The organism is Spirosoma flavum, assembly GCF_042686045.1.
GTDB lineage: Bacteria > Bacteroidota > Bacteroidia > Cytophagales > Spirosomataceae > Spirosoma > Spirosoma flavum.
This window is the reverse complement of record NZ_JBHUOM010000001.1, coordinates 244208-267027: the sequence shown is the minus strand read 5'-3', so window position 1 is coordinate 267027 and position 22820 is coordinate 244208. Positions and strand designations below refer to the sequence as shown.

The window sequence follows — 22820 nt, the reverse complement described above, 5'->3', positions numbered from 1 at the left end:
GTACATCATTTTTTCTTTAGCAGACCTCTGGGCTGCTATAACTCATGCAAAACAAAACCGGAATACTTATTCTGACAGGCGTGATTGCAGCCATCTGCATTTACTTCCTGTCCTTTACGTTTGTCTCGCGGGGCATCAAGTCCGACGCCGAGGCATACGCCACAAACAAGCAGGGTCTGGTTGACCGTACAAAAAAACAGCATTACCTCGATTCTCTCTGGAAAGAACCAGTTTATCTGGGCAGCACTCTTCAGGAAGTCACCGAACGCGAACTCGGTCTTGGTCTTGACTTACAAGGCGGTATGCACGTAGTGCTGGAAGTATCGCCCGCCGAAATTCTGCGTAGCTTATCAGGCAACAATCGCGATCCAAAATTCAATCAGGCGCTGAAACAGGCATCTGAAGATCAGAAAACGAGCAGTACCAGTTATGTCGATCTGTTTGCCAGTGCTTTTAAGAAAATTGCACCAGATACCAAACTGGCAACCGTATTTGCCACTAGTGCGAACCGTAGCAAAATCAATTTCCAATCGTCGGATACCGAAGTAAGAAAATTGCTGAATGATGAAGTAAATGGCGCGACCACGCGTGCGTTCCAGATCATCCAGGCACGGGTTGACAAATTCGGGGTCGCTAACCCAAACATCCAGCGCTTGCCAGGTTCGGGCCGTATTCAGATCGAATTACCGGGTGTAGATAACCCCGATCGTATACGTCGCCTGTTGACTGGCGCGGCTAAACTCGAATTTACGGAAGTTTACCGCTTAAATGAACTTGCTCCGGCCATTGAAGGCATGGGCGCGTATCTGCTCAGCCAAGAAGCAACCCGGAAAGCGGCTTTGACCACAACGACTCCAACAACGGGCTCTGCAACTAAGGGGTCCAGTCTTGAGTCACAATTGGCGCAGGGAAGCAAGAAAGATTCAACGGCCAAAAATGATACTGCAGCTTCTGCCGCGCAAGGAACGGCTCTTACGCAGTTGTTTTTACCAGTTGGTCAGGACCAGTTGGGGGTTTATCTGAAAGATACGGCCCGCGCCAACGCCGTTCTGAACGCACCCGAAGTACGGGGTCTATTCCCCGTTGATGCCATGTTTGCCTGGGATCGCAAAACCTTTAAAGCAACCGATGGCAAAGAAATTCTGCCACTTTACTTCCTGAAAAAATCGGGGGGCCGCGCTCCGCTCGAAGGCGATGTAATTACGGATGCCACCAATGACTACGATGATCGGGGTCGCCCGGAAGTGACCATGAACATGAACCCCGAAGGTGCCCGTAAGTGGAAAAACCTGACGGCAGCAAACGTAGGTCGTCCGGTCGCTATTTTGTTGGATAACCTTGTGTATACTGCGCCGAATGTGCAGAATGAGATTCCAAATGGCCGGTCGAGTATCTCGGGTAACTTCACCGTAGAAGAAACCAAAGACATGGCCAACGTGCTGAAAGCGGGTAAACTACCGGCTCCAACAAATATCGTTGAGGAAAACATTGTGGGTGCTACGTTGGGTTCAGAAGCCGTTAGCGCCGGTGTACTCTCGTCAATTATCGGTATTTTACTCGTGCTGGCTTTTGTGGTGTTTTATTATAACCGTGCTGGCCTTATTGCCGATGTTGCCCTGATCGTTAACCTATTTTTCCTGATGGGCGTCATGGCCTCGTTGGGTGCTGTGTTAACAATGCCCGGTATTGCCGGTATCGTTCTCTCTATCGGTATGGCCGTTGATGCGAACGTATTAATTTTCGAGCGTATAAAAGAAGAGTTAGCCTTGGGTAAAGGGTTTAAGCAAGCGGTTAATGATGGTTTCCAGAACGCTCTATCCTCCATTATCGATTCGAACGTAACGACTTTTCTGACGGGTATCGTTCTGTTTATCTTCGGAACGGGTCTGATCTTGGGCTTTGCAACAACTCTGATCATTGGTATTCTAACATCGTTGTTCGCAGCTATTTTCATTACCCGCCTGCTACTAGAATATTATATTAGAAATGGTAAGACTCTGACCTTTAGCTCATCCTGGGCGAAGAACTTGTTTGCCGATTCCAATTTTGATTTCGTATCGCGTCGGAAACTGTACTATACCGTTTCGTCGGTCATTATTGGTCTGGGTATTATTTCGGCCATCTTCAGAGGATTTGGTCTGGGTGTTGACTTCAAGGGCGGTCGCTCTTATGTGGTTCGTTTCGAGAAAGGGGTTAGTACAGACGAGGTTCGGAACTCACTAGAGACGATACTAGGCGGATCACCAGAGGTGAAAACGTACGGCGGCACGGGCATCGACGCTACTCAGGTAAAGGTAACAACACCCTATTTGGTTGATGATAACACACCGGGTGCAGACAAGAAAGCCGAAGCTGCGATCTATCAGGGCTTAAGTAGCATTAAAGGCAATCCGGCCAAAATTGAAAGTTCACAAAAGGTTGGTCCTACTATTGCTTATGACCTGTTAACATCCGCTTTATGGTCTATTCTGCTGGCTGTGGGGGTGGTCTTTCTGTACATCCTGATTCGCTTCAAGAAGCTGGCATTTGGCTATGGCGCTGTTGTGGCCATGTTCCACGATGTCCTTATCATTCTAGCTATTTTCTCAATCTTCAATAACGTATTACCTTTCTCGCTGGATGTTGATCAGGCATTTGTGGGTGCGTTACTGACGATTATGGGGTATTCGATGAATGACACCGTCGTGGTATTTGACCGGGTGCGTGAGTATCTGGCCGAGAATAAAGGCAAGAAGGAAAGCATCCCGACAATTATTAACAATGCGCTGAACGCGACACTAAGCCGCACAGCTGTAACGGGTTTCTCAACGATTCTCGTCCTGTTGGTCCTGTTCATATTCGGGGGAGAAACGATTCGTGGCTTCTCGTTCGCTATGCTTATCGGTGTTATTGTTGGTACTTACTCGTCGCTATTCGTGGCTACACCAATTGTGGTTGACTCATTAAGCCGCGATCAGGAGAGAGACCTTCTGACTACGCCAACTGCCACAGTTGTAGAGAAAAAAACCGGATTCGACGCCATCCCGACAGACTTTACAAGCGCGGCACCCGCTACGCCTGAAGAGTTTACGGCTAAAAAGGAAAAGAAAGCTAAAACTCCGTTGATTCGACCATCGCAATCATAAATAACTGGCATCAGAAAAGCCGGGTGGTATTCGTTCCATCCGGCTTTTCTGGTTTTTATCTCACAATTCAGTATCTTTCCCGACGCTTTGCCTAATAATCTCTTTATAAAACGCACAATCACCAAACTCTAATTCTTCCTTCATGGAAACCAAACTAAAACCTATCGATACTAGTATCTGGCGTAAGAAGCCCCTGGCGGCCTATGAAGCCGACATGAAAAAGAGTGAATTAAAGCGGGTATTGACGCGCTGGTCGCTGACCTCGCTTGGTATTGGGGCCGTTATTGGCGGTGGTGTATTTGTGCTCACTGGCATCGCAGCCAACGAATGGGCGGGCCCGGCACTGGCACTGGCATTTGTGATGGCGGGCGTTGCCTGCGCATTTGCAGCCCTGTGCTACGCTGAGTTTGCGTCTATTCTTCCCGTCGAAGGGTCGGCTTACGCGTATTCATATGGTACGGTAGGTGAAATTTTCGCCTGGCTTATTGGCTGGAACCTGATTCTTGAATACATGATGGGTGCCACAACAGTGGCCGTAAGCTGGTCGGGGTACTTCGAAAAACTCCTTCATTTAGTCGGTATTAACCCGCCTATCTGGTTGATGAACGACCCCATCACAGCGCAGGAAAAGGCAGACAAACTGCGGGCAGCCGGTGAGAATATTCCTGATTTTGCATTTGCTGTTAACTTACCAGCCTTTCTAATTGTATGGTGTGTTACCTATGTATTGGTCAAGGGCATTAAAGAAGCAGCAAGCACCAATAACGCTATTGTAATCATAAAAGTAGCAACCGTTATTTTCGTAATTATTGCCGGTTCATTCTATGTTGATGTCGCCAACTGGACGCCCTTCATCCCGGCTCCGGTTATTGACACAACGGGTCAGCAACATTACGGATTCAACGGAATTGTGACGGCAGCCGGTATCGTGTTTTTTGCCTACATCGGCTTCGACGCCGTTTCAACGCAAGCTGGGGAAGCCATCAATCCTAAGAAAGACGTTCCATTTGCTATTATCGCGTCGCTCATTATTTGCACAGTACTCTATATTCTGGTATCGCTTGTACTAACGGGTATGGTTAAGTATGATGCATTAGATCTGAAAGCACCAGTGGCGCAAGCGTTTGCCGACATTCCAGGATTAACCTGGGCGGTGTACCTGATTACGATTGCCGCCATTGCCGGTCTGACATCCGTGATGCTGGTGATGATGCTCGGTCAAACCCGGATTTTCCTTGGTATGGCTAAAGACGGTCTGCTACCAAAAAATCTATTCGCATCTATTCACCCGACGTTCAAAACGCCCTGGAAAAGTACGATTCTGGTTGGTGCCATCGTCTCCACAGTGGCCGCACTAACACCGATTGATAAGGTATCGGAGTTGTGCTCCTCGGGAACGCTACTGGCCTTCGCTATGATTTGCGGAGCAGTTTGGTTGTTGCGTATTCGGGAGCCAAACCTGGAACGCCCTTACCGGACGCCCGCTCTGCCCGTTGTAGCTACGCTGGGTATTTGTGCCAACCTTTACCTGATGTATAATCTACGGACCGATACAAAAATTTCGTTTGTGATCTGGTGTACGCTCGGTGTCATCGTGTATTTTCTGTACAGCCGTCGGCATAGCCACCTGAACAATCCAGAAGATCACAAGTAAATCAACCTCATAATTCTGTCAAAAGCCCTCAAATTCACAGTTTGGGGGCTTTTTCATAACTCTATAGACTAAACATCTCACTCGCTACGTGTAGCTTTGTCTCGTAATGAGTGAACAGGAATTATTCGGATATGCATCTGCCGTTGTAGTAGGACTGGTTATTGGACTGGCCGGTGGCGGTGGCTCCATCCTCACCGTACCCATTTTCATCTACGTTTTTCATATACCAACCGTGCTGGCAACAACCTACTCACTGTTTGTAGTCGGCTCCACATCACTGGTAGGTTCCGTAAACCATATCTGGAGAAAACGGGTAAACTTACGTGTGACCGCCGTGTTTGCTCTTCCTTCCTTTATTTCGGTCTATTTAAGTCGTCGGTTTTTGCTTCCAGCCCTTCCTGACCCACTGTTTCAGTTCGGGCAGTTTGTTCTGCCAAAGAGCAATGCCATTCTCTATTTCTTTGCCATCGTCATGATCATTGCGGCCCGCGCCATGATTCGTAGCGACCGACCAGAACAGGGAGAAGCCTCTGACGGGCATCCACGGTATGGTAGTTTGGCCCTCGATGGACTGGCTGTAGGTATGCTGACGGGCACCATTGGCGCGGGGGGCGGTTTTTTGATTGTTCCTATGCTTGTACTACTGGCAGGATTGCCCATGTATCGGGCAGTAGCCACATCGGTTCTTATTATTTCGGTTAACTCATTCGTTGGCTTTCTGGGTGATATTAACCACACCAATCTAAACTGGAATTTTCTTCTGCCGTTTACGGGTTTATCCATTATCGGCATTTGCATCGGCATGTATTTAGCCCAATTTGTAGCCCCTGACAAACTCAAAAAAGGTTTTGGCTGGTTCGTACTAGCAGTAGCCTTTTACATGATTAGCCGGGAACTGTACACTGGAATACTATGATCATCGAACAACTATATACGGGCTGTCTTGCTCAGGGAGCCTATTATATTGAAAGTAACGGCGAAGCAGCCATCATTGACCCGCTTCGCGAAACGTCACCGTACACAAAAAAAACTGAGAAAGCCGGAGCGAAAATCAAATACGTTTTCGAAACACACTTTCACGCCGATTTTGTGTCGGGGCATGTTGATCTGGCAAAAAAAACGGGTGCCACTATTGTCTATGGCCCCAACGCCAATACAAGTTATGAGGTATATCACGCAAAGGATGGTGAAACATTTGCCTTGGGTAAGGTAACGATAAAAGTCTTGCATACGCCCGGCCATACCCCTGAATCAACGACGTATCTGCTGATTGACGAAATGGGGAAAGACCACGCTATTTTTACCGGAGACACTCTGTTTATTGGTGATGTAGGCCGACCTGACTTAGCTATTAAGGGTGACTTAACCGAACGTGACCTTGCCGGTATGCTATATGACAGCCTCCACACCAAAATCATGCCACTCGCCGACGACGTGATTGTTTACCCGGCTCATGGTGCAGGTTCAGCTTGCGGTAAAAATATGAGCAAGGAAACAACAGACACGCTCGGCAATCAGAAACGCTTTAATTACGCCCTACAGGCCAAATCGAGAACCGAGTTCGTTGAGAAAGTACTTGATGGCCTGACAACAGCGCCCGCTTATTTTGCGGAGAATGCCCGGCTTAATAAAGAAGGATATGAGCCTATTGACCGGGTTATGCAACGGGGTAATCACGCCCTCTCGCCCGATCCGTTTGAACTTGCCGTTAACGAAACTAATGCCCTAATTCTGGACGTACGAGATGCGGTTGATTTTGCAAATGGCTTTATTCCAAATTCAATTAACATCGGTCTAAACGGGCAGTTTGCTCCCTGGGTTGGTGCGTTGATTCCTGAATTAACGCAACCTATTGCGCTTGTCACGCCCGAAGGACAAGAGAGCGAAACGGTTCTTCGACTGGCTCGTGTTGGTTATGACAAGTGTATTGGCTTTTTGGACGGTGGCTTCTCTGCCTGGCAGCAGGCTGGTAAAGAGACAGACACAATTGAATCAATCTCCGCAGACGAGTTTGCAGAACGCTGGCAACAGAACTCTACTATGCCAGTTGTCGATGTGCGTAAGACCACAGAGTTTGCCGTAGAGCACGTTGATGGAGCAGATAATATCTCGTTAGATAATCTCAACGATCACATGGCCGATATAAACCGCAACGAGCCGGTCTATGTTCACTGCGCCGGAGGTTACCGCTCAATGGTTGCTAACTCGATCTTAAAAGCGCGCGGGTTCGATAACGTCGTGAATGTAGAAGGTGGCCTAACCGCCATAAAAAGGACGAACGTGCCGGTAGTTGCCGATGCACCGGCCTCCCATTAATGCCTACTTGTATTATTGGCTTTTCAGAGCGCGAATAACTCTTCAACGGTCATTTGCAGGTCTGATACGGCAGGGCCCCATGACTTATGAGGTTTTATGTAAATGTACAAAAAGAAGTCAACAGTCATTAGTTGGTAGAATACCACTGACTAAGGACTGTTGACCACCGGGCACTCACGTAATAACTCCCTTTACTGTTTCTTCTCCGGCATCAGTACCAGCCGAATCAAGTTTGGGCCAAAGTATTGATTAGCAGCAGATTTCGTGCTTTCGACGGTAACTTTACTTAACTGCTCTTTTTCGTGCAATACTTCGTCTGGTGCATCGCCATTGTAATATTGATTCTGGAGATAACCCAGCCAAAACTGATTATCCTTCAACTGAACTTCGGTTTCACGTTGAGTTTCGGCTTTGAATTTGGCAATATCGGTGGGTAATGCTCCTTTAGCTTTCAGATCATTTATCAGCTCTTGCGTCTTGGCAATGAGCTTTTCGACGTTTTCGGGAGCACAGCCGAAATTGATGCGGAAGGTATAGCGCGGTACGGGGTATTTAGCGTAAGCCGCATTGGCTCCCACACCATAAACGCCACTTTCCTCTTCTCGTAGCTTCTCAATCAGTTTGATTTCGAGCACTTCAGCCAACGCATCCAATTGCGTTGCGTTCTCTGGCGACCATGTCAGGTCTCCACTGTAAACTAATTGCACAGACGCTTTCGAGTCAACACCCTTATACACCGTCTTACTGATCTGACCTTTTGGCGCGCGGATGCCCAAGTCATTGAATTTCTCTGCTTTATCCGTCGATGGCAAGCCACCGAGGTATTTTTCAACCAACGGTTTTAGTTTATCTTCTTTGAAATTACCGACGAAGTAGAACGTAAAATCTCCCGCATTAGCAAAGCGTTCCTGATAGATTTTCAGGGCTCGGTCGAGATCGATTTTATCCAGATCATCAGGTCGGAGGGGTTGCCGACGAGGGCTGTTGTTACCCAACGTCACTGTCACCGTATCCTGAAATACTTTTGCCGGTGTTGGGGTGTTGATCTGGTTTTGCAATGAACTCCGTTGGTTTGACAGGAAGCCCTTCACAACATCGGCATCTTTGCGGGGTTGCGTAAAATAGCTGTAGAGAAGTTGCAGAGCCGTTTCCAAATCTTTCGGGGCTGCGCTCCCATTGATACCCTCACTCAGTTCACCCACGAACGGGAACACGCTCACCTGCTTACCTGACAAAAACTTGCCCAGTTGAATCTGGTTGTACTCGCCGGTACCACCCATGGCAGTCAGTGTAGATGAAAACCGCGCCGACTGAAAGTCTTTTAAATCATACAGCGATGTTCCTCCTAAGCTACTGGCAGAAAACAGAATCTGGTCATTTTTGAAGTTCGTTGGTTTCAGCACCACGTGAACCCCATTCTTTAACGTCCATTCCGTCACATCAATGTCCTTGATCTGCTTCTCATTCACAACGGGCGAACCGGTTGGCTGCTTGGCCAGCAGTGGGCTGTTCAGAGTTTTGTCTTCGTAGGCCGTTAACCCTTTTCCAGCATCGTCAACGTAATTCAGAATTTGCGCAACGGTCGGGAGTTTTGCTTTGTCTTTTTCGGGAGCCATGACAATGACAGCCCGGTTATCGTTATGAATAAATTGATCGACCAAGGCATTCACCTCGCCAAGTTTGATTCCGTCCTGCTCTTTCTTCAGGAAATTATAGTAAAAATCAATACTCGTATAGGGCGCTTTATCCGTGAAGTTCTGAACGTACTCATTCACGAAATTGACCGAACGGGTTTTGTCACGTTCGCTATATGCCTGTTCTACACTTGTCATGAACTCCTGCTTGGCACGGGCCAGTTCGGTCGCAGTAAACCCAAATTGTTTTACACGGGCATTCTCGTCGAGTACCGCCCGAATCGCCTTTTCCACATTGCCTTCTTTGGCTACAGCGATGGACGTAAACGCGTCGAGATTCCCTAGAAAGTCACTGTAATTACTATAACCACCCAAAAACGGTGGGTCAGCGCGTTGCGTAAGCTCCTGAATCCGGTTGCCAATCATGGTGTTGAACAGCCCTCGCTTGATACTCTCGCGCAGGTCGTTTAATGTCTTCTCTTTGATTTCAGGCCGTTTGTAAATCACCTGAACGACCGTGTTTGGCTGCTCGGGGTCGGTCACGATCACTACTTTCGTGTCTTTATGCGCTGGAATGTCGTATTCAGTTCGGGGTTTTTCGGATTTTACAGCTGGAATACGACCGAATTTTTCGCGGATAATGCCTTCTACCTGCTTCATATCAAAATCACCGACGGCAATCACAGCCATCAGATCGGGGCGATACCAGTCTTTATAAAACTGCCGTAAGGTTTCTGGCTTGAATGTGGTCAGCACCTGTTCTGTCCCAATAGGCAGACGTTTAGCGTATTGCGAATCATTCAATAGAGCCGGAAAATACTTGTCGCGCATTCGCTGACCAGCGCCACGGCCAAGCCGCCGTTCTTCCAGAATCACCCCGCGTTCTTTATCAACTTCGGTCGGGTCAATCGTTGCATTATGCGCCCAGTCTTCCAGAATCTGAAACGCTTGAGTGAACACGTTGGCTGAATCTGTCGGAACGGGTAATTGATACACCGTTTCATCGAAACCCGTATAGGCATTCAGGTCGGCCCCGAAGCGAACGCCCGCCGATTGCAAAAAATTAACTAGTTCGTTTTTAGGGAAATTCTTCGTACCGTTGAACTCCATGTGCTCCATGAAGTGCGCCAGCCCCTGCTGGTTATCCGTTTCCAACACCGATCCTGCCCGAATGACTAATCGCAACTCTGCTCGGTTTTTTGGCTCGGCATTTTTGCGAATATAGTAAGTCAGACCATTTGGCAGTTTACCAACCTTCACATCGGGGTCGAGGGGAATGAGACTACTAAGGTCAGGAGATTTATTCTGTGTTTTTACAGAACGAGAAGTAGCTAATTTTTGGGGTGCTGATTTGGCTTTAGGCGCGGATTGAGCCAGCACCAGCGTTGCACTGAGTAACAAGCTCAGGCATAATGGAAAACGTACCATTCGGTCGCTTGAATTGGGTTATGATTCTTGAAAATGAAATACGGACTAATAACGTTCTGGAAGGTCGAATCGTTTACCGTTTCCAAACCAGCAGTACCCCAACCAGTATAGACGCAATAAGGGACAGCCAGCAGATAATAACTACCCATCGGGTTGGGATTTCTCGTATTGGTGCGTGAAGCTTCACTATTTCGTCGTCTGCGTCGACGACCCCATAAGAATTTCGTGTGCAGAAATCAGCCCAACCAGCGTAATCGATGAAGCAAGCAAGAGTATCCAGACAAAATGGTGGAGGAATAGCCGATGACTCCCAAAACGCCTGCAAATCATGGGCATCTACGCGCCGATTTGTATGGGTAAACACGAGTTGACTCAGAAGCTCAAAATCGCGGAATCGCCAGTGGGCGGGCTGCTCCCAGCGTAGTATGCGTTCAATTTGCTGTTTGAGGTCGTTGGCATGACGTGTCATACCTTAATAATACCATTTTCCAGAATATCTCCTGCGTTAAAATGTGCTTAATCCGTACTGGCTCCTAGCAGATTAACCATGAATTCCCGCCAATTGCACTTCTTCCAGTTCCTCTTTAGGCGCATCGCAGGTTGAACATAAATAATCAATCGGTAACTGGCCGAATGCTGTACCCGCCGGGATACCGCGCCGTAAATCACCATACTGTTCGTCATATACTGTAAAGCAATGTGGACATTGATGTACGGTGGGAACAGCAGCCAAAATCGGTTCTGGCTTTTCTGTTTCCATTCGAACCGTTTCGACGCCTTCCTGTGACCGACGAGCGTTAAATTTCCGGCACAACCGATTTAGTTGATTAGGTAAATGCAGTTTCAACAACCCCCTCTCAACCAGATTATGTATTCGACTGTTGGGATTAAAATTTTCCGTGAAATACAAATCGTAGACACTGAATAAGGCCAACTGTCCAATGCGGACCAACGGACGTTTTCGTATCAAAATCGAGCCAAACACTTCTGATTTAGCCCGCGTCTGTACACCGAAACATAACCCAAATGTGCGTGTGTCATTTTTCTCAAAATACCGGATAACATAGTTTTTTAGGTTGGTTCCTTCGTCGGTATGATCTTCGGTTTGCCAGGCTAACTCGTTGGCGGCATGACGTACATTGATGTTGTGTTTGCCCAGCACATACGACCAGAATACCCGATCTTTTTCCTCAATACCTTTAATAATAAGGGACTTCCAGGGCGTTATACACAATTCGCCGATGCGGGTTTTCAAACAGAGCGCACAGACATCCAACAAAAAAGCAATCGAGAACTGTTCGTCCCGGCGGTAAAGTCCTAACCACGAACGTTCGCCATACCGATTGAAGCCTTCATAATAAGGTAGTGAAAAGTCGGGTAGTTCAACTTCCTGAGTAGCGGGTTGAATAATAAAGGTTTGTGCAGACGTAACAGTTTTATACAATGCATCTTCCCCTTGGCAACCCTGGTCCAGCATTGCCTCTTCGACGGCTTTGGCAAGTCGGCCAACATCATTCGTGTAGATCAACTCCGGCCACCGAAAAATGGCATTACTCTGTTTCAGACGGACGTAGAGATACCAAAAATGTGGTTCGTGGGAGGCAATAAAATTGAGATTTCCCGTAAAAAAGGGCGTGAAGCTTTGATTGAAATCCGATATATTTATTTTCAAACGGGGCTGATAATCAAGCTGGTCCAGAACAGTATGATATTCGCTTTCACGCAACCAGGCCCCCGTTCGAAACACGTCTTCTCCACAATACGAACTAATAATATTTGGGTACTGATCTGAGTTTATTTCGTACGAAATCTGATGCTGTTTCAGGTCTTTTTCCAGAAAACGCATGTCTTCGTAGTGAACGGTCATCAGCAATTGCTGGCGGGCACCAAACCGCACGTGCCGAACTTTTGCTTCGTAGGCCAGTGACAATATGTTTTGCAACGTACCGGGCGAAACAATCCCGGCAGGCATATTGACTTTGAGAGTGTAATAATCGCGCATGAATTTTTGAAATTATGCTGTGATGTCAAATTTAAGAACCTGACATCACAGCATTTGCACTTACTAAAGCCATCTTTTCCAGAATGCTTCGTACTTCCGGGCGGCAGGAACCGCAGCCCGTTCCAGCGCCGGTTTTCTGACACAATTGCTGGAAATCAGTGCAGCCAGCCTGAATTGCGCGTTCCAGATTGCCTTTACCAACTGTATTACAGGAACAGACCAATTTGCCTTCTACGGGGTCAACTTTTTTGTTTGACCGCAAGAGGTGAAGCCGTTTTTCAGACAATTCAATACCATCAGCAATCAGACCCCGAAATTCCTGAAACTCATTTTTATCACCGATCAAAATGGCGCCAACCAGTTTATCGCCGTGAACGATGCATTTTTTGTAGTAGCGTTTCGCCTTGTCGATAAAGATAATTTCCTCGTAGGTGGCCCGGTCGGGCGTTCCGCGGTCCGGCGTACCTGAATTGGCCGGAACGCCCGACCGCGGAACTTCGGTTAGGCCGATGCTACACAGGTGCAGCCCTTCCATTTTCAGAATATTCATAGACAAGCTTCCGCGATAGGGTTGCGAAATATCCCCAGCTATGAAGCGAGCGGCTGTTTCGGCTTGTTGCTCGGCAGCTAACGTAACACCCCACATTTGACCATTCCACTGAGCGACTTCACCGGCGGCAAAAATATCGGGGTCAGACGTTTGCAGATAATCATTCACAACAATACCCCGGTTGCAAGTAAGGCCGGATGCGCGAGCCAATTCGATGTTGGGAACTGTGCCAATAGCCATTACTACAACCTGACACTGAAGTTTACGACCCGATTGCAGCTGAACACCTTCCAGCCGGTCAGTGCCGGTAAATGTCTGCACTTCTTCATTGAAATAGATTTCAATCCCACGATCTAACAGGTCTAAATACAGTAATTCGCTGGCGAGTGGGTCCAGTTGGCGTTCCATAAATCGCCCCGACCGGTGAATCAGCGTAACCCGGACACCAATCTGCCGCAAAGAAGCCGCCAGTTCCAAGCCCAATAATCCGCCACCGACAACGACCGCGTGTGGATTTTCCTGGTCGAGAAAAGGCATGAGTGCATCGGCGTCAAGCCGCGAACGCATATTGAAAATGCCCGGCAAACGCGGCACTCCTTTGGGCATAAACGCGCGACTACCAGTACCCAATAAAATCTTGTCGTACGAATGTTCTACACCGTTACTATCCGTTATAATTTTAGCTTTTCGGTCAATGTGGTCAACGCCTACGCCCTTGTGAACAACAATATTGGCTTCCTCAAACTGATCTTCACGCAACTTGACGAGTTGCTCCCACGACTGCGACCCGCTGATGTAATCGGGCAGCAAAACCCGGTTGTAGAACGGATAAATTTCTTTGGAAAAGACATGAATTTCATCGTCGACCGGGGTCGCCGGTCCGCCGGTGCGGCTCGACTTAAGTGCCCGATACGTATTGATAAAGCCTAAACCCGCCGAGCCAGCACCAATAATAATAATTTTCTCAACCGGCTTCCGATAAGGCAATACCTCAACTGCCGAAAACTTGAAATCCGGTTCTTTGGAGCGTGGGTCAACGAGCGAGTTGGTTAGGTTGTTGGCCCGATTCAAATTGCTGTTCAGACGCTTGCCCCAGTGCATCGGCAAAAAACACAAACCCGGACGCACATCATCGGTGAGTTGCACTTTCACCCGGACATCACCGCGTCGTCCGCGCACCTCGACTAACTGACCATCCTGAATACCACGCGCTTTGGCATCGTCGGGGTGAAGTTGCAGAAACGGTTGCGGACTGTGCTGGTTCAATTTAGCCACCCGACCGGTCTTGGTCATGGTGTGCCACTGGTCGCGAATACGACCAGTGGTTAATACAAGCGGAAAGTCGTCGTCAATCGGTTCGGACGTATTTTCGTCAGGTACTGCGTGAATCTGAGCGCGTTGGTTGGGTGTGTAGAATCGGTTATCTGTGAAAAGTCGTTTTGTCCCCGCTTCGGAGAAATTCTCTGTGTTTCGTTCTTCGCCCGGCGCACCATGCCCCAAATCACCTGCCGGATACGGCCATTGAATCGTTCGTTTTTGCTTCAGCAAGTCATAGGTTACGCCTGTCACATCAACATTTGTTCCTGCCGTAAGTCGGGTATATTCCTGATAAACCTCCGATGCATTGGCGTAATTGAATTCATCGCCAAACCCCATTTTCTGAGCAAAACGCCAAATGATTTCGGCATCGGGCAATGCTTCGCCGGGTGCGTCAAGTACTTCGGGTAGGTGAGCAATCCGGCGTTCGGCGTTGGTCATGGTACCTTCCTTTTCGAGCCAGGCAGCAGCAGGCAGCACGACATCGGCAAACTGCACCGTGTCGGCCCGGTTCGACACGTCCTGCACAACCACAAAACGAGCGTTCTTCAAGGCTTTCTCAGTGGCATTCACATCGGGCATACTCACCAAAGGATTCGTATTAATGATCCAAATGGCTTTCAGCGAAGCGTCGCCCGGCCGATCATTGGCCAGCGCGTCGAACATCTCGGTAGCAGTTAAGCCAGACTTAGCCGCAATCTTAACCGGACTGTTCCAGAAAGCTTCGACTTCGGCGCGGTGGGCGGCATTTGTCACGTCGCGGTGGGCGGGTAATACGTTAGCTAAGCCCCCCGTTTCGCGGCCACCCATCGCATTTGGCTGACCGGTCAGCGAAAAAGGACCATTCCCAGGTTTACCGATACGCCCTGTAATCAGATGTAAGTTTATCAGCGCCAGATTTTTATTGACCCCAATAACTGACTGATTGAGGCCCATCGTCCAGAGAGATAAAAACCCCTTCGAGCGTCCAATCCACTCAGCAGCCGTGCGAATACCGTCGGACGAGATACCACACAGGTCGGCGGCTTCGTCTATGGACCGTTGCATAACTTGCGCCCGGTAAGCCTCAAAGCCATCGGCATGATTGGCGATAAACTCCTGGTCGATGAATCCGTTTTCGATTAGTAACCGACCGATGGCATTATTCAGCACAATATCGGTGCCGGGCCGGATAGGTAGATGCAAATCCGACGAGCTGGCGGTGTCGGTCTTTCGGGGATCGACACAGATGATTTTGACAGTTGGGTTGACTGCTTTATGTGCCTCAATCCGGCGCCAGAGAATTGGGTGGCACCAGGCTGGATTAGCTCCCTGCACCAGAAAAACATCGGCTTCTTCGATATCGTCGTAACACACGGGAACCGAGTCTTCCCCAAGCGATAACTTGTAGCCAACCACGGCTGAACTCATGCACAGCCGGGAATTTGTATCGATATTATTAGAGCCAATAAACCCCTTAATGAGTTTATTAACCAGGTAATATTCTTCGGTCAGGCACTGCCCCGATACGTAAAAAGCCACCGAGTCAGGCCCGTATTTTTGAATAAATGTTTTGAAAACGGCGGCAGTACGCTCCAAAGCGGCATCCCAAGTTACCCGCTGCATGGGCATGTTTCGGTTGAGCCGCATCTGTGGATACAACAGCCGATCCGACTGATCCATGACCGTGTAGTGCAGATTCATTCCCTTCGAGCAAAGCATTCCCTTGCTCGAAGGGTGCTGCGTATCGCCTTCCAGGGTCAATTGCCCATTTTTCTCCTGCTTGACTACAATTCCACAGCCAACACCACAATAGCAACAGGTAGTTTGATGAGTCATGATTTATCTTCGATAAATGATTGGAAGGCGGGTTGAATGGGTATAGATTATTTTTATCTGTGCCAACTCGTTTAACCCACCTTCCAATCTATCAAGCCGTTTGCATTTCCGCTTCTGACGGGTTAATGACAACCGCTTTATTGAAATTTACCAGGAACAAAAGCAAGCCAGCTGCGATCACAATACAGCCAATATACAGAAATGCCTGCCCGTAGCTGATGGATGGTGATTTAAATAAAAAGGCCATCAGCATACCGCCAAGGTTGCCACCCGCACCAACAACACCGGAAATGACACCTACGGCTTTGGGATTGACGAATGGTACAATGGCGTAGGTACTGCCGTTCGACATTTTCAGGAACAACGCAAACGTTACCATTGATAGAATAGCCAGAGGGAGGTTGCCTGCCTGCGCAAACAGCATAATACCGATACCTTCCAAGACCAACATACTCGCCAGCAGAACACCTTTACCGCGCATTCCGTATTTGCTGCCCACTTTATCGGCCACAATACCACCGAGGGCACGGGCAAAAATGTTCATACCCCCAAACAACATAGCCCAGAAACCGGCTTGTGTTTCTTCCATTTTAAAATTATCGAAGAAGTACAACGCAGCTACACCATCGAAGGTAATTTCCATACCGAAGCAGCAGCCATACGCTAAGGCCAGAGCCCAAACGCGGATGTCGGCGCAGGCTTTCCAGAAACTAACTTTCTCGCCCGTTACCGCAAACCGTTCGATCTCGTCGTAGTTACCCGCCGGTGTGTCTTTGGTGAAGCGGTAATAAATGAACGCCATAATGAGCATCAGAACGCCCGGAAAAATCATAGCCAGCCGCCACGCTTCGGGTTTGGTATAACCAAATCCAACAATGGCTGCCATGATGAGCGGCATTGCCAATTGCGTAATGCCACCGCCGAGATTACCCCAACCACCAGCAACAGCATTGGCCGTGCCTTTAATTTTCGGAGCAAACATCATCGACGTGTGAAACTGCGTAATCACAAACGATGCGCCAATGACGCCAATCGCCAGCCGGAACAACAAAAACGTTGTGTAATCATGTGCCAGACCAACAAACATAACGGGCAACGAACCCAATATTAATAACGCCGTATAGGTTTTGCGCGGTCCCCAGGTATCACATAGCTTCCCGACCAGTAGCCGGGCAAAAATAGTAGCCGACACAGCCGCAATAATCGTGTTGCCAACTTGTGGTTTTGTCAACCCCAAATCTGCCCGAATAGCGGGCATCAGCGGGGCCAGACCAAACCAGCCAAAGAAACAGACAAAGAAGGTTAACCAGGTGATGTGGAACGTCCGCATCTGAATCCCTTTGAAATTGAGGACGTTGAGCTTTTCGAGCGGTTTGTTAATCAGTACATTCATGATTGTAGCAAGTTTAGAAAGCTTGATTGAACTCTATTTTTTTCTTTTTGCGTCGAGTTTTAACCCGGTTAAATTCATTTTTTCACCGCGAAAAAGTCAGGCCGGATATTGATCATCAAATATGCCCACGTTCCAATCTTATCTTTTTGGTTCATGGTACCCTGCTTCGCATACTCCAGCGTATTAGTGCCGCTCATAATGGCGTACCCTGCTTCTACCGTCGTGAATCTGTTAAGGGAGTAGTTCGCAATCAGGTCATACTCCATACCTAATTTTGAGGATAATGGCGTAGCGGGTGCAGCCTCAGGCAATTTGTTGAAGGTGGTATTGGCTAGGGCGAAATAGTGAATATCGAAACTGGTTGTCAAACGTTTACCGGTGTATTTAAACTTCAAGTAAGCGTCCTGCAACCCACCCGATGGCGAACCTGTACCCGCGTAGAAGTAGTCCATCATGCCCCGGAATTTATGTGGAGTGCCGTACAAGGGGTCGAAGCGATTGGTTTTCCCCGCTTTGATCGTTGCGTCGTTATTTCCAGATAATACTTCGTAGCCCGGTCCGGCACTAAGTGGCCCATGTTGAACCATCAGATTCGCACCGTAGTGATAGGCATTCTTGATTTGTAGGCCATCGCGGTCTTTTCCGCTTTGCAAATAGCCAAACGCTTGCCAGGCAATGGGCAGCGTTTTACCAACCAAACCCGTTAGCATAGCTCCGTACGTCACACGCGAGTTCGTACCTAACTGATCATAACGTCTCCCATATACGTAACCAGCCGTGGCAGAACCAATCGAGTCGAGTCTATATTTCTGGAAATCATCTTTAAAGACTAACGCCGAGAATTTCGTCTGCTTAAACTTACGTGTCAGGTAAATCATCTGAAACGACTTAAACTGCTGATTTTGACCGTTTGTACTAACGGCATTCGTCACGACGGGTGCGCCCCCTTTGCCCGTTGTTGGCAGAAACCCCGCTGGTATAGACAACGTAACGTTTTGGGATGATAAGGCGGATATTGGTACGTTAGCAGGCGTATAATATGTACCGGCGACCCCAAATGCATCCGTATTTTGGTTGAAGCCTACGCCCAAATCCAACGCCCAGCCTTTATGTTGCGCTTTCAGCAAAGCCGCATCAAACCGACGTCCCTGTTGTAGCCAGTCCAGATTCCCGATCAGGCGAGAATCATCGTAAACCATCTCCTGGCGACCAATTTTAAAGGATAAGTAATCAATGGGACCGGGTTTCATCGTTGTGTCAGCTCGATTTAAGAGAGCTATATCAGCCCAGGCTTCGTGTACCATTAGCCTGTTTCCGTCAGCATTAGATATGGTTGAAGCATCCTGGCCCCAAACCCGCACATCCTGAATGGACGCCTGAAACGTGATTCGGTCCATTTTATAGCCGAAAGTCAGGCGGGCCCGTTGCGATGTAAATCCAGCCATTGGACTGTCTTTTACGGGCAGATTGCCTACGCCATGCCGGAGTTCGGTGCGGGTACGCAACTGTCCGATTAAGGAGAATTGTGCCTTGACTTGCACCTGCAAACCCACGAGGAATGCGCCTAAAAGCGATAATCGCAGAAGGTAATATTGCATCATGATACAGATTAAAAGAAGAAAATGAATAGCATAGACAAATGGCATTCCTGGCCATGTATACATGGTTAAGGTTAGACAGTTAGCGAACGAAGACGCTGATTTTCACTCAACAAATGGAGTGGCCGGAATGAGACACGGCACCAAGCAGAAAGGAAAGCAGGTTTGCTTTAGGTGATTTTTTTCATTTTCTTTGAATCGTTTGTGTTAAGCATAGACAAACCCTGTTTAGCCGATCCAAAGGTGCCCCCACACCGGATCGGCTTTTTTTGTTAGTAGGCCATAGAAAAATTCCGCATAGATTCCGCCAAATAAGACGGATGTAGCGAAACTACCTCGCCAATAATCAGTACAGCAGGCGCCCCCACGCCCTGTTCTGCTGCCAACTGCTCTATATTCCAGACCTGACCAATGACGCACTGTTCATCAGCGCGCGTACCATTTTGTACAATTGCCATAGGCAAGTGCCCGCGTCCGGCCTGACAAAATAGCGTACATATTTCATTCAGCTTACCCATGCCCATCAAGACAATAACCGTTGCTTTTGATTGAGCCGCCAGCCGTAGATCGTCAGAAAGCTCACCGTTTCGCGTGGTACCGGTAATTACCCAGAAACTCTCGCTTACACCCCGGCTTGTTACTGGAATGCCCTGCGAAGCGGGAACCGCGATACTGCTCGACACACCCGGTACCACCTCGCAGGGAATCCCGTAGTGCCGCGCATAATCGTACTCTTCAAAGCCACGCCCAAATACGTAGGGGTCTCCCCCTTTAAGCCGCACCACATGGCCGTGCTCCTGCGCTAACCTGACAATTAATTCATTTATTTCATCTTGGGTAAACGATGCTTTTCCAGATCGTTTACCGACATAGATTTTCAGCGCCTGCTCGGGAGCAAACTCCAGTAACGTATGGTTGGCAAGATCGTCGTATAAAACAACGTCGGCTTGCCGAAGCGCCCTGATCCCTTTTAAAGTGATCAATTCTCCGTCGCCGGGACCCGCCCCCACGAGTGTTAGCTTTGGCTTCATCTGACTCTTCCGTTAAACGATTAGATAGTGGTATTGTACTATTAGTAGCTAATTACTACTATTTCATATTTGTATGTCAAAAGTAGAGATGAAATTCTTAAAAACAAGCATTTTTCAGAAAATTAGCTTTCATAATGAACTAATAACGAAAGAATAGATTAGGTTTTCAGGAAAACACCTCTTACTTTTGACTTGTCTTCTTTGGGAGTAATAAGACATATTTCTTAGATAAGTACAATAATAAAACAGGGTTTTCACAATTTTATAGTTACAATTAACTATGAATGCAAACACAAACAAACGTGTCGTTGTCATTGGCAATGGTATGGTGGGCTACAAGTTTTGCGAGAAATTAATAGCCAAAGAAAAAAATGAGCAACGATTTACACTGACAGTTTTTGGAGAAGAGCCACGTGTAGCCTACGATCGAGTTCATTTAAGTGCTTACTTCGATGGCAAAACTGCCGAAGATCTGACGTTAGCATCCGAACAGTGGTATGCTGACAATGGCATCACGCTCTACCTTACCGATCCGGTAATAGATATTGACCGGGAGCGGAAACAAGTCCGTTCGCACCATGGCGTTGTAGTACCTTATGACTACCTGATTCTAGCCACTGGTTCCGGCGCTTTTGTCCCGCCGGTTGCGGGCGTCGAAAAAGACGGCGTGTTCGTTTATCGCACCATCGAAGACCTCGATCTCATTCAAGCTTACGCACGTAAGGCACGTATAGGAGCGGTATTGGGTGGCGGTTTGCTGGGTCTGGAAGCGGCTAAAGCGTTGCTCGATCTGGGTCTGGAAGAAACGCATGTGGTGGAGTTTGCGCCCCGCCTGATGCCCCGTCAGATTGACGACGCGGGTTCTGGTATTCTGCAAAGGCAACTGGAATCGCTGGGACTGAATATCCATCTGTCGAAAAGTACGCAGGAGATTACGGGATTCGATTGCATTACTGGTATGCAATTTGCCGATGGGTCACACTTAGCCATTGACATGTTGGTCATTTCAGCCGGCATTCGTCCGCGTGATGAACTGGCAAAATCATCTGGTCTGGACACGCATCCACGCGGGGGAATTATTGTCGATAATTACTTGCAAACATCTGACCCCGCCATTTTCGCCATTGGCGAATGTGCGGTAGCTCACCACATGATTTACGGGCTGGTTGCACCCGGCTACGAAATGGCTGAAGTTGTGGCATTGCAACTCATGGGAGAAATCAAAGAGTTCAAGCCCTTTGATATGTCGACAAAACTGAAGCTGATTGGTACGGATGTAGCCAGCTTCGGTGACCCATTTGCCGTCGAGCCCGCCTGCCGAACCATCGTTTATGAAAATAGGGCGAAAGGTGTTTATAAACGTATTAATGTATCAGCCGATGGTAAAGAACTGTTAGGCGGCATTTTGGTAGGCGATGCAGAGCAGTATAATATGCTCTTGCAGACTTGCAAAAACAAAACTATCCTGCCTCCCGATCCCGAAGACGTAATTTTGGGTTCGCGCGGTGGCGAAGAAGCGGGTGCCGGGATAATGAGCCTGCCCGATGATGCGCTGATTTGCTCCTGCGAAGCCATCACTAAAGCTATGCTTTGCCATGAGATTGGTGAAAATGGGCATAACACGGTCGATGCATTGAAGAAAGCAACAAAAGCCTGCACTGGTTGCGGAGGGTGTACACCGATGGTAAAAGACCTGATTGAGGGCGTGATGAAGGAAAAAGGGGTGTACGTTCGCAACATCATCTGCGAACACTTTGACTATACACGCCAGGAGTTACTGGATCTGGTCAAAATCAATAGTCTGAAAACCTATACCGACGTACTGAATCAGTTGGGTCACAGTGATGGCTGCGAAGTATGTAAACCAGCCGTGGCCTCTATCCTGGCCGGTCTCTGGAACGAGAATATTCTGGCCAAAGATCGCGCGCCCATTCAGGACTCGAACGACCGGTTTCTGGCTAATATTCAGCGGGGCGGGACATATTCGGTGATGCCGCGCGTAGCTGGTGGCGAAATCTCACCCTCAAAACTGATTGTGCTGGGTCAGGTCGCGCAGAAGTACGGTCTCTACACCAAAATCACCGGTGGTCAGCGAATCGACTTGTTTGGGGCACACGTTGGCGACTTACCAAAAATTTGGGAAGAATTAATCGTTGCTGGTTTCGAGAGTGGTCATGCCTACGGGAAATCGCTGCGGACGGTAAAAAGCTGTGTCGGCACAACTTGGTGCCGATATGGTGTGCAGGATTCCGTTACGTTCGCTATTGAACTGGAAAACCGCTACAAAGGATTACGATCACCTCATAAGCTCAAATCGGGTGTATCGGGTTGTACACGCGAATGCGCCGAAGCCCAGAGTAAAGATTTCGGCATCATCGCCACCGAAAAAGGCTGGAACGTTTATGTATGCGGCAATGGTGGCACCAAACCCCAGCATGCCCAACTGCTTGCCTCCGATATTGACAAAGAAACCTGCATTAAGTTACTCGACCGGTTCCTGATGTTCTATGTAAAAACCGCCGATCCACTGACCCGCACGGCCACCTGGCTGAATAAAATGGAAGGCGGCATGACCTATCTCAAAGCTGTTGTGATAGATGATGTATTGGGAATTGGCGCAGAGCTGGAACGCGAAATGCAGCTCATTGTCGATACATACGCCTGTGAATGGAAAGAAGTGGTTGAGAACCCCGAACTCCGCAAGCGGTTTACCCACTTTGTGAATGCTCCCGAAGTGAACGATCCCACGGTGCAATTTGAGCCGATGCGCGACCAGATTCGCGCAAAGGAATGGAGCCAGATATAGCTTTGTGATACGTGCGAGCAGTTCTTAGATGTGGTATCGGGTTCTTACATTCAACATTGAGCGGCTTCCTAAAACCGCGTATAGCACTTTCAGCTAGATATCAGTGATGGCAGTTTTAAGAAACTAATATCACTGATATCTAGCCTCA

The 22820-nt window shown here is 48.3% G+C and carries 12 protein-coding genes; 5 read left to right on the top strand and 7 right to left on the bottom strand.

What is annotated here, in order from left to right; genetic code table 11:
* Positions 1-44 precede the first annotated feature (44 nt).
* The 4 genes from secDF (at position 45) to ACFS25_RS01025 (ending at position 7095) form a co-directional block, all read left to right on the top strand.
* On the top strand, positions 45-3125 hold the full coding sequence (gene secDF / locus ACFS25_RS01040) for a protein translocase subunit SecDF (RefSeq protein ID WP_381496545.1): 3081 nt from the start codon (positions 45-47) through the stop codon (positions 3123-3125).
* 142 nt (positions 3126-3267) lie between these two features.
* The gene (locus tag ACFS25_RS01035) at positions 3268-4779 is read left to right on the top strand and encodes an APC family permease (RefSeq protein ID WP_381496544.1); all 1512 of its coding nucleotides are present in this window, start codon (positions 3268-3270) and stop codon (positions 4777-4779) included.
* Positions 4780-4885: 106 nt separating this feature from the next.
* A complete protein-coding gene (locus ACFS25_RS01030; RefSeq protein ID WP_381496543.1) occupies positions 4886-5695 on the top strand; it encodes a sulfite exporter TauE/SafE family protein in 810 nt (269 codons plus the stop codon).
* Positions 5692-7095 (top strand): MBL fold metallo-hydrolase, encoded by a 1404-nt coding sequence (locus ACFS25_RS01025; RefSeq protein ID WP_381496542.1) that lies wholly within the window; start codon positions 5692-5694, stop codon positions 7093-7095. The genes ACFS25_RS01030 and ACFS25_RS01025 overlap by 4 nt, the downstream gene beginning before the upstream one ends.
* 191 nt (positions 7096-7286) lie before the next feature.
* Here the strand turns inward: ACFS25_RS01025 and ACFS25_RS01020 are convergent, their stop codons facing one another.
* From ACFS25_RS01020 to cobA, 7 genes are all read right to left on the bottom strand, one after another.
* Positions 7287-10157: a M16 family metallopeptidase gene (locus tag ACFS25_RS01020; RefSeq protein ID WP_381496541.1), complete on the bottom strand. Its 2871-nt coding sequence runs from the start codon at positions 10155-10157 to the stop codon at positions 7287-7289.
* 73 nt (positions 10158-10230) lie between these two features.
* Positions 10231-10626, bottom strand: a complete 396-nt coding sequence (locus ACFS25_RS01015) for a hypothetical protein (RefSeq protein WP_381496540.1) — start codon at positions 10624-10626, stop codon at positions 10231-10233.
* A 72-nt stretch (positions 10627-10698) separates the two neighbouring features.
* Positions 10699-12159 (bottom strand): rubredoxin, encoded by a 1461-nt coding sequence (locus ACFS25_RS01010; protein WP_381496539.1) that lies wholly within the window; start codon positions 12157-12159, stop codon positions 10699-10701.
* 31 nt (positions 12160-12190) lie between these two features.
* Positions 12191-15844: a molybdopterin-dependent oxidoreductase gene (locus tag ACFS25_RS01005; protein ID WP_381496538.1), complete on the bottom strand. Its 3654-nt coding sequence runs from the start codon at positions 15842-15844 to the stop codon at positions 12191-12193.
* A gap of 91 nt (positions 15845-15935) precedes the next feature.
* On the bottom strand, positions 15936-17237 hold the full coding sequence (locus ACFS25_RS01000) for a NarK family nitrate/nitrite MFS transporter (RefSeq protein ID WP_381496537.1): 1302 nt from the start codon (positions 17235-17237) through the stop codon (positions 15936-15938).
* A gap of 74 nt (positions 17238-17311) precedes the next feature.
* The gene (locus tag ACFS25_RS00995; RefSeq protein WP_381497400.1) at positions 17312-18835 is read right to left on the bottom strand and encodes an alginate export family protein; all 1524 of its coding nucleotides are present in this window, start codon (positions 18833-18835) and stop codon (positions 17312-17314) included.
* Positions 18836-19107: 272 nt separating this feature from the next.
* Entirely contained in the window at positions 19108-19866 is a 759-nt protein-coding gene (gene cobA / locus ACFS25_RS00990) for a uroporphyrinogen-III C-methyltransferase (RefSeq protein ID WP_381496536.1), read from the bottom strand.
* Between the two features lie 280 nt (positions 19867-20146).
* On the opposite strand from cobA, the gene nirB reads away from it, so the two are divergent.
* A complete protein-coding gene (gene nirB, locus ACFS25_RS00985; RefSeq protein WP_381496535.1) occupies positions 20147-22672 on the top strand; it encodes a nitrite reductase large subunit NirB in 2526 nt (841 codons plus the stop codon).
* Positions 22673-22820: the final 148 nt, after the last annotated feature.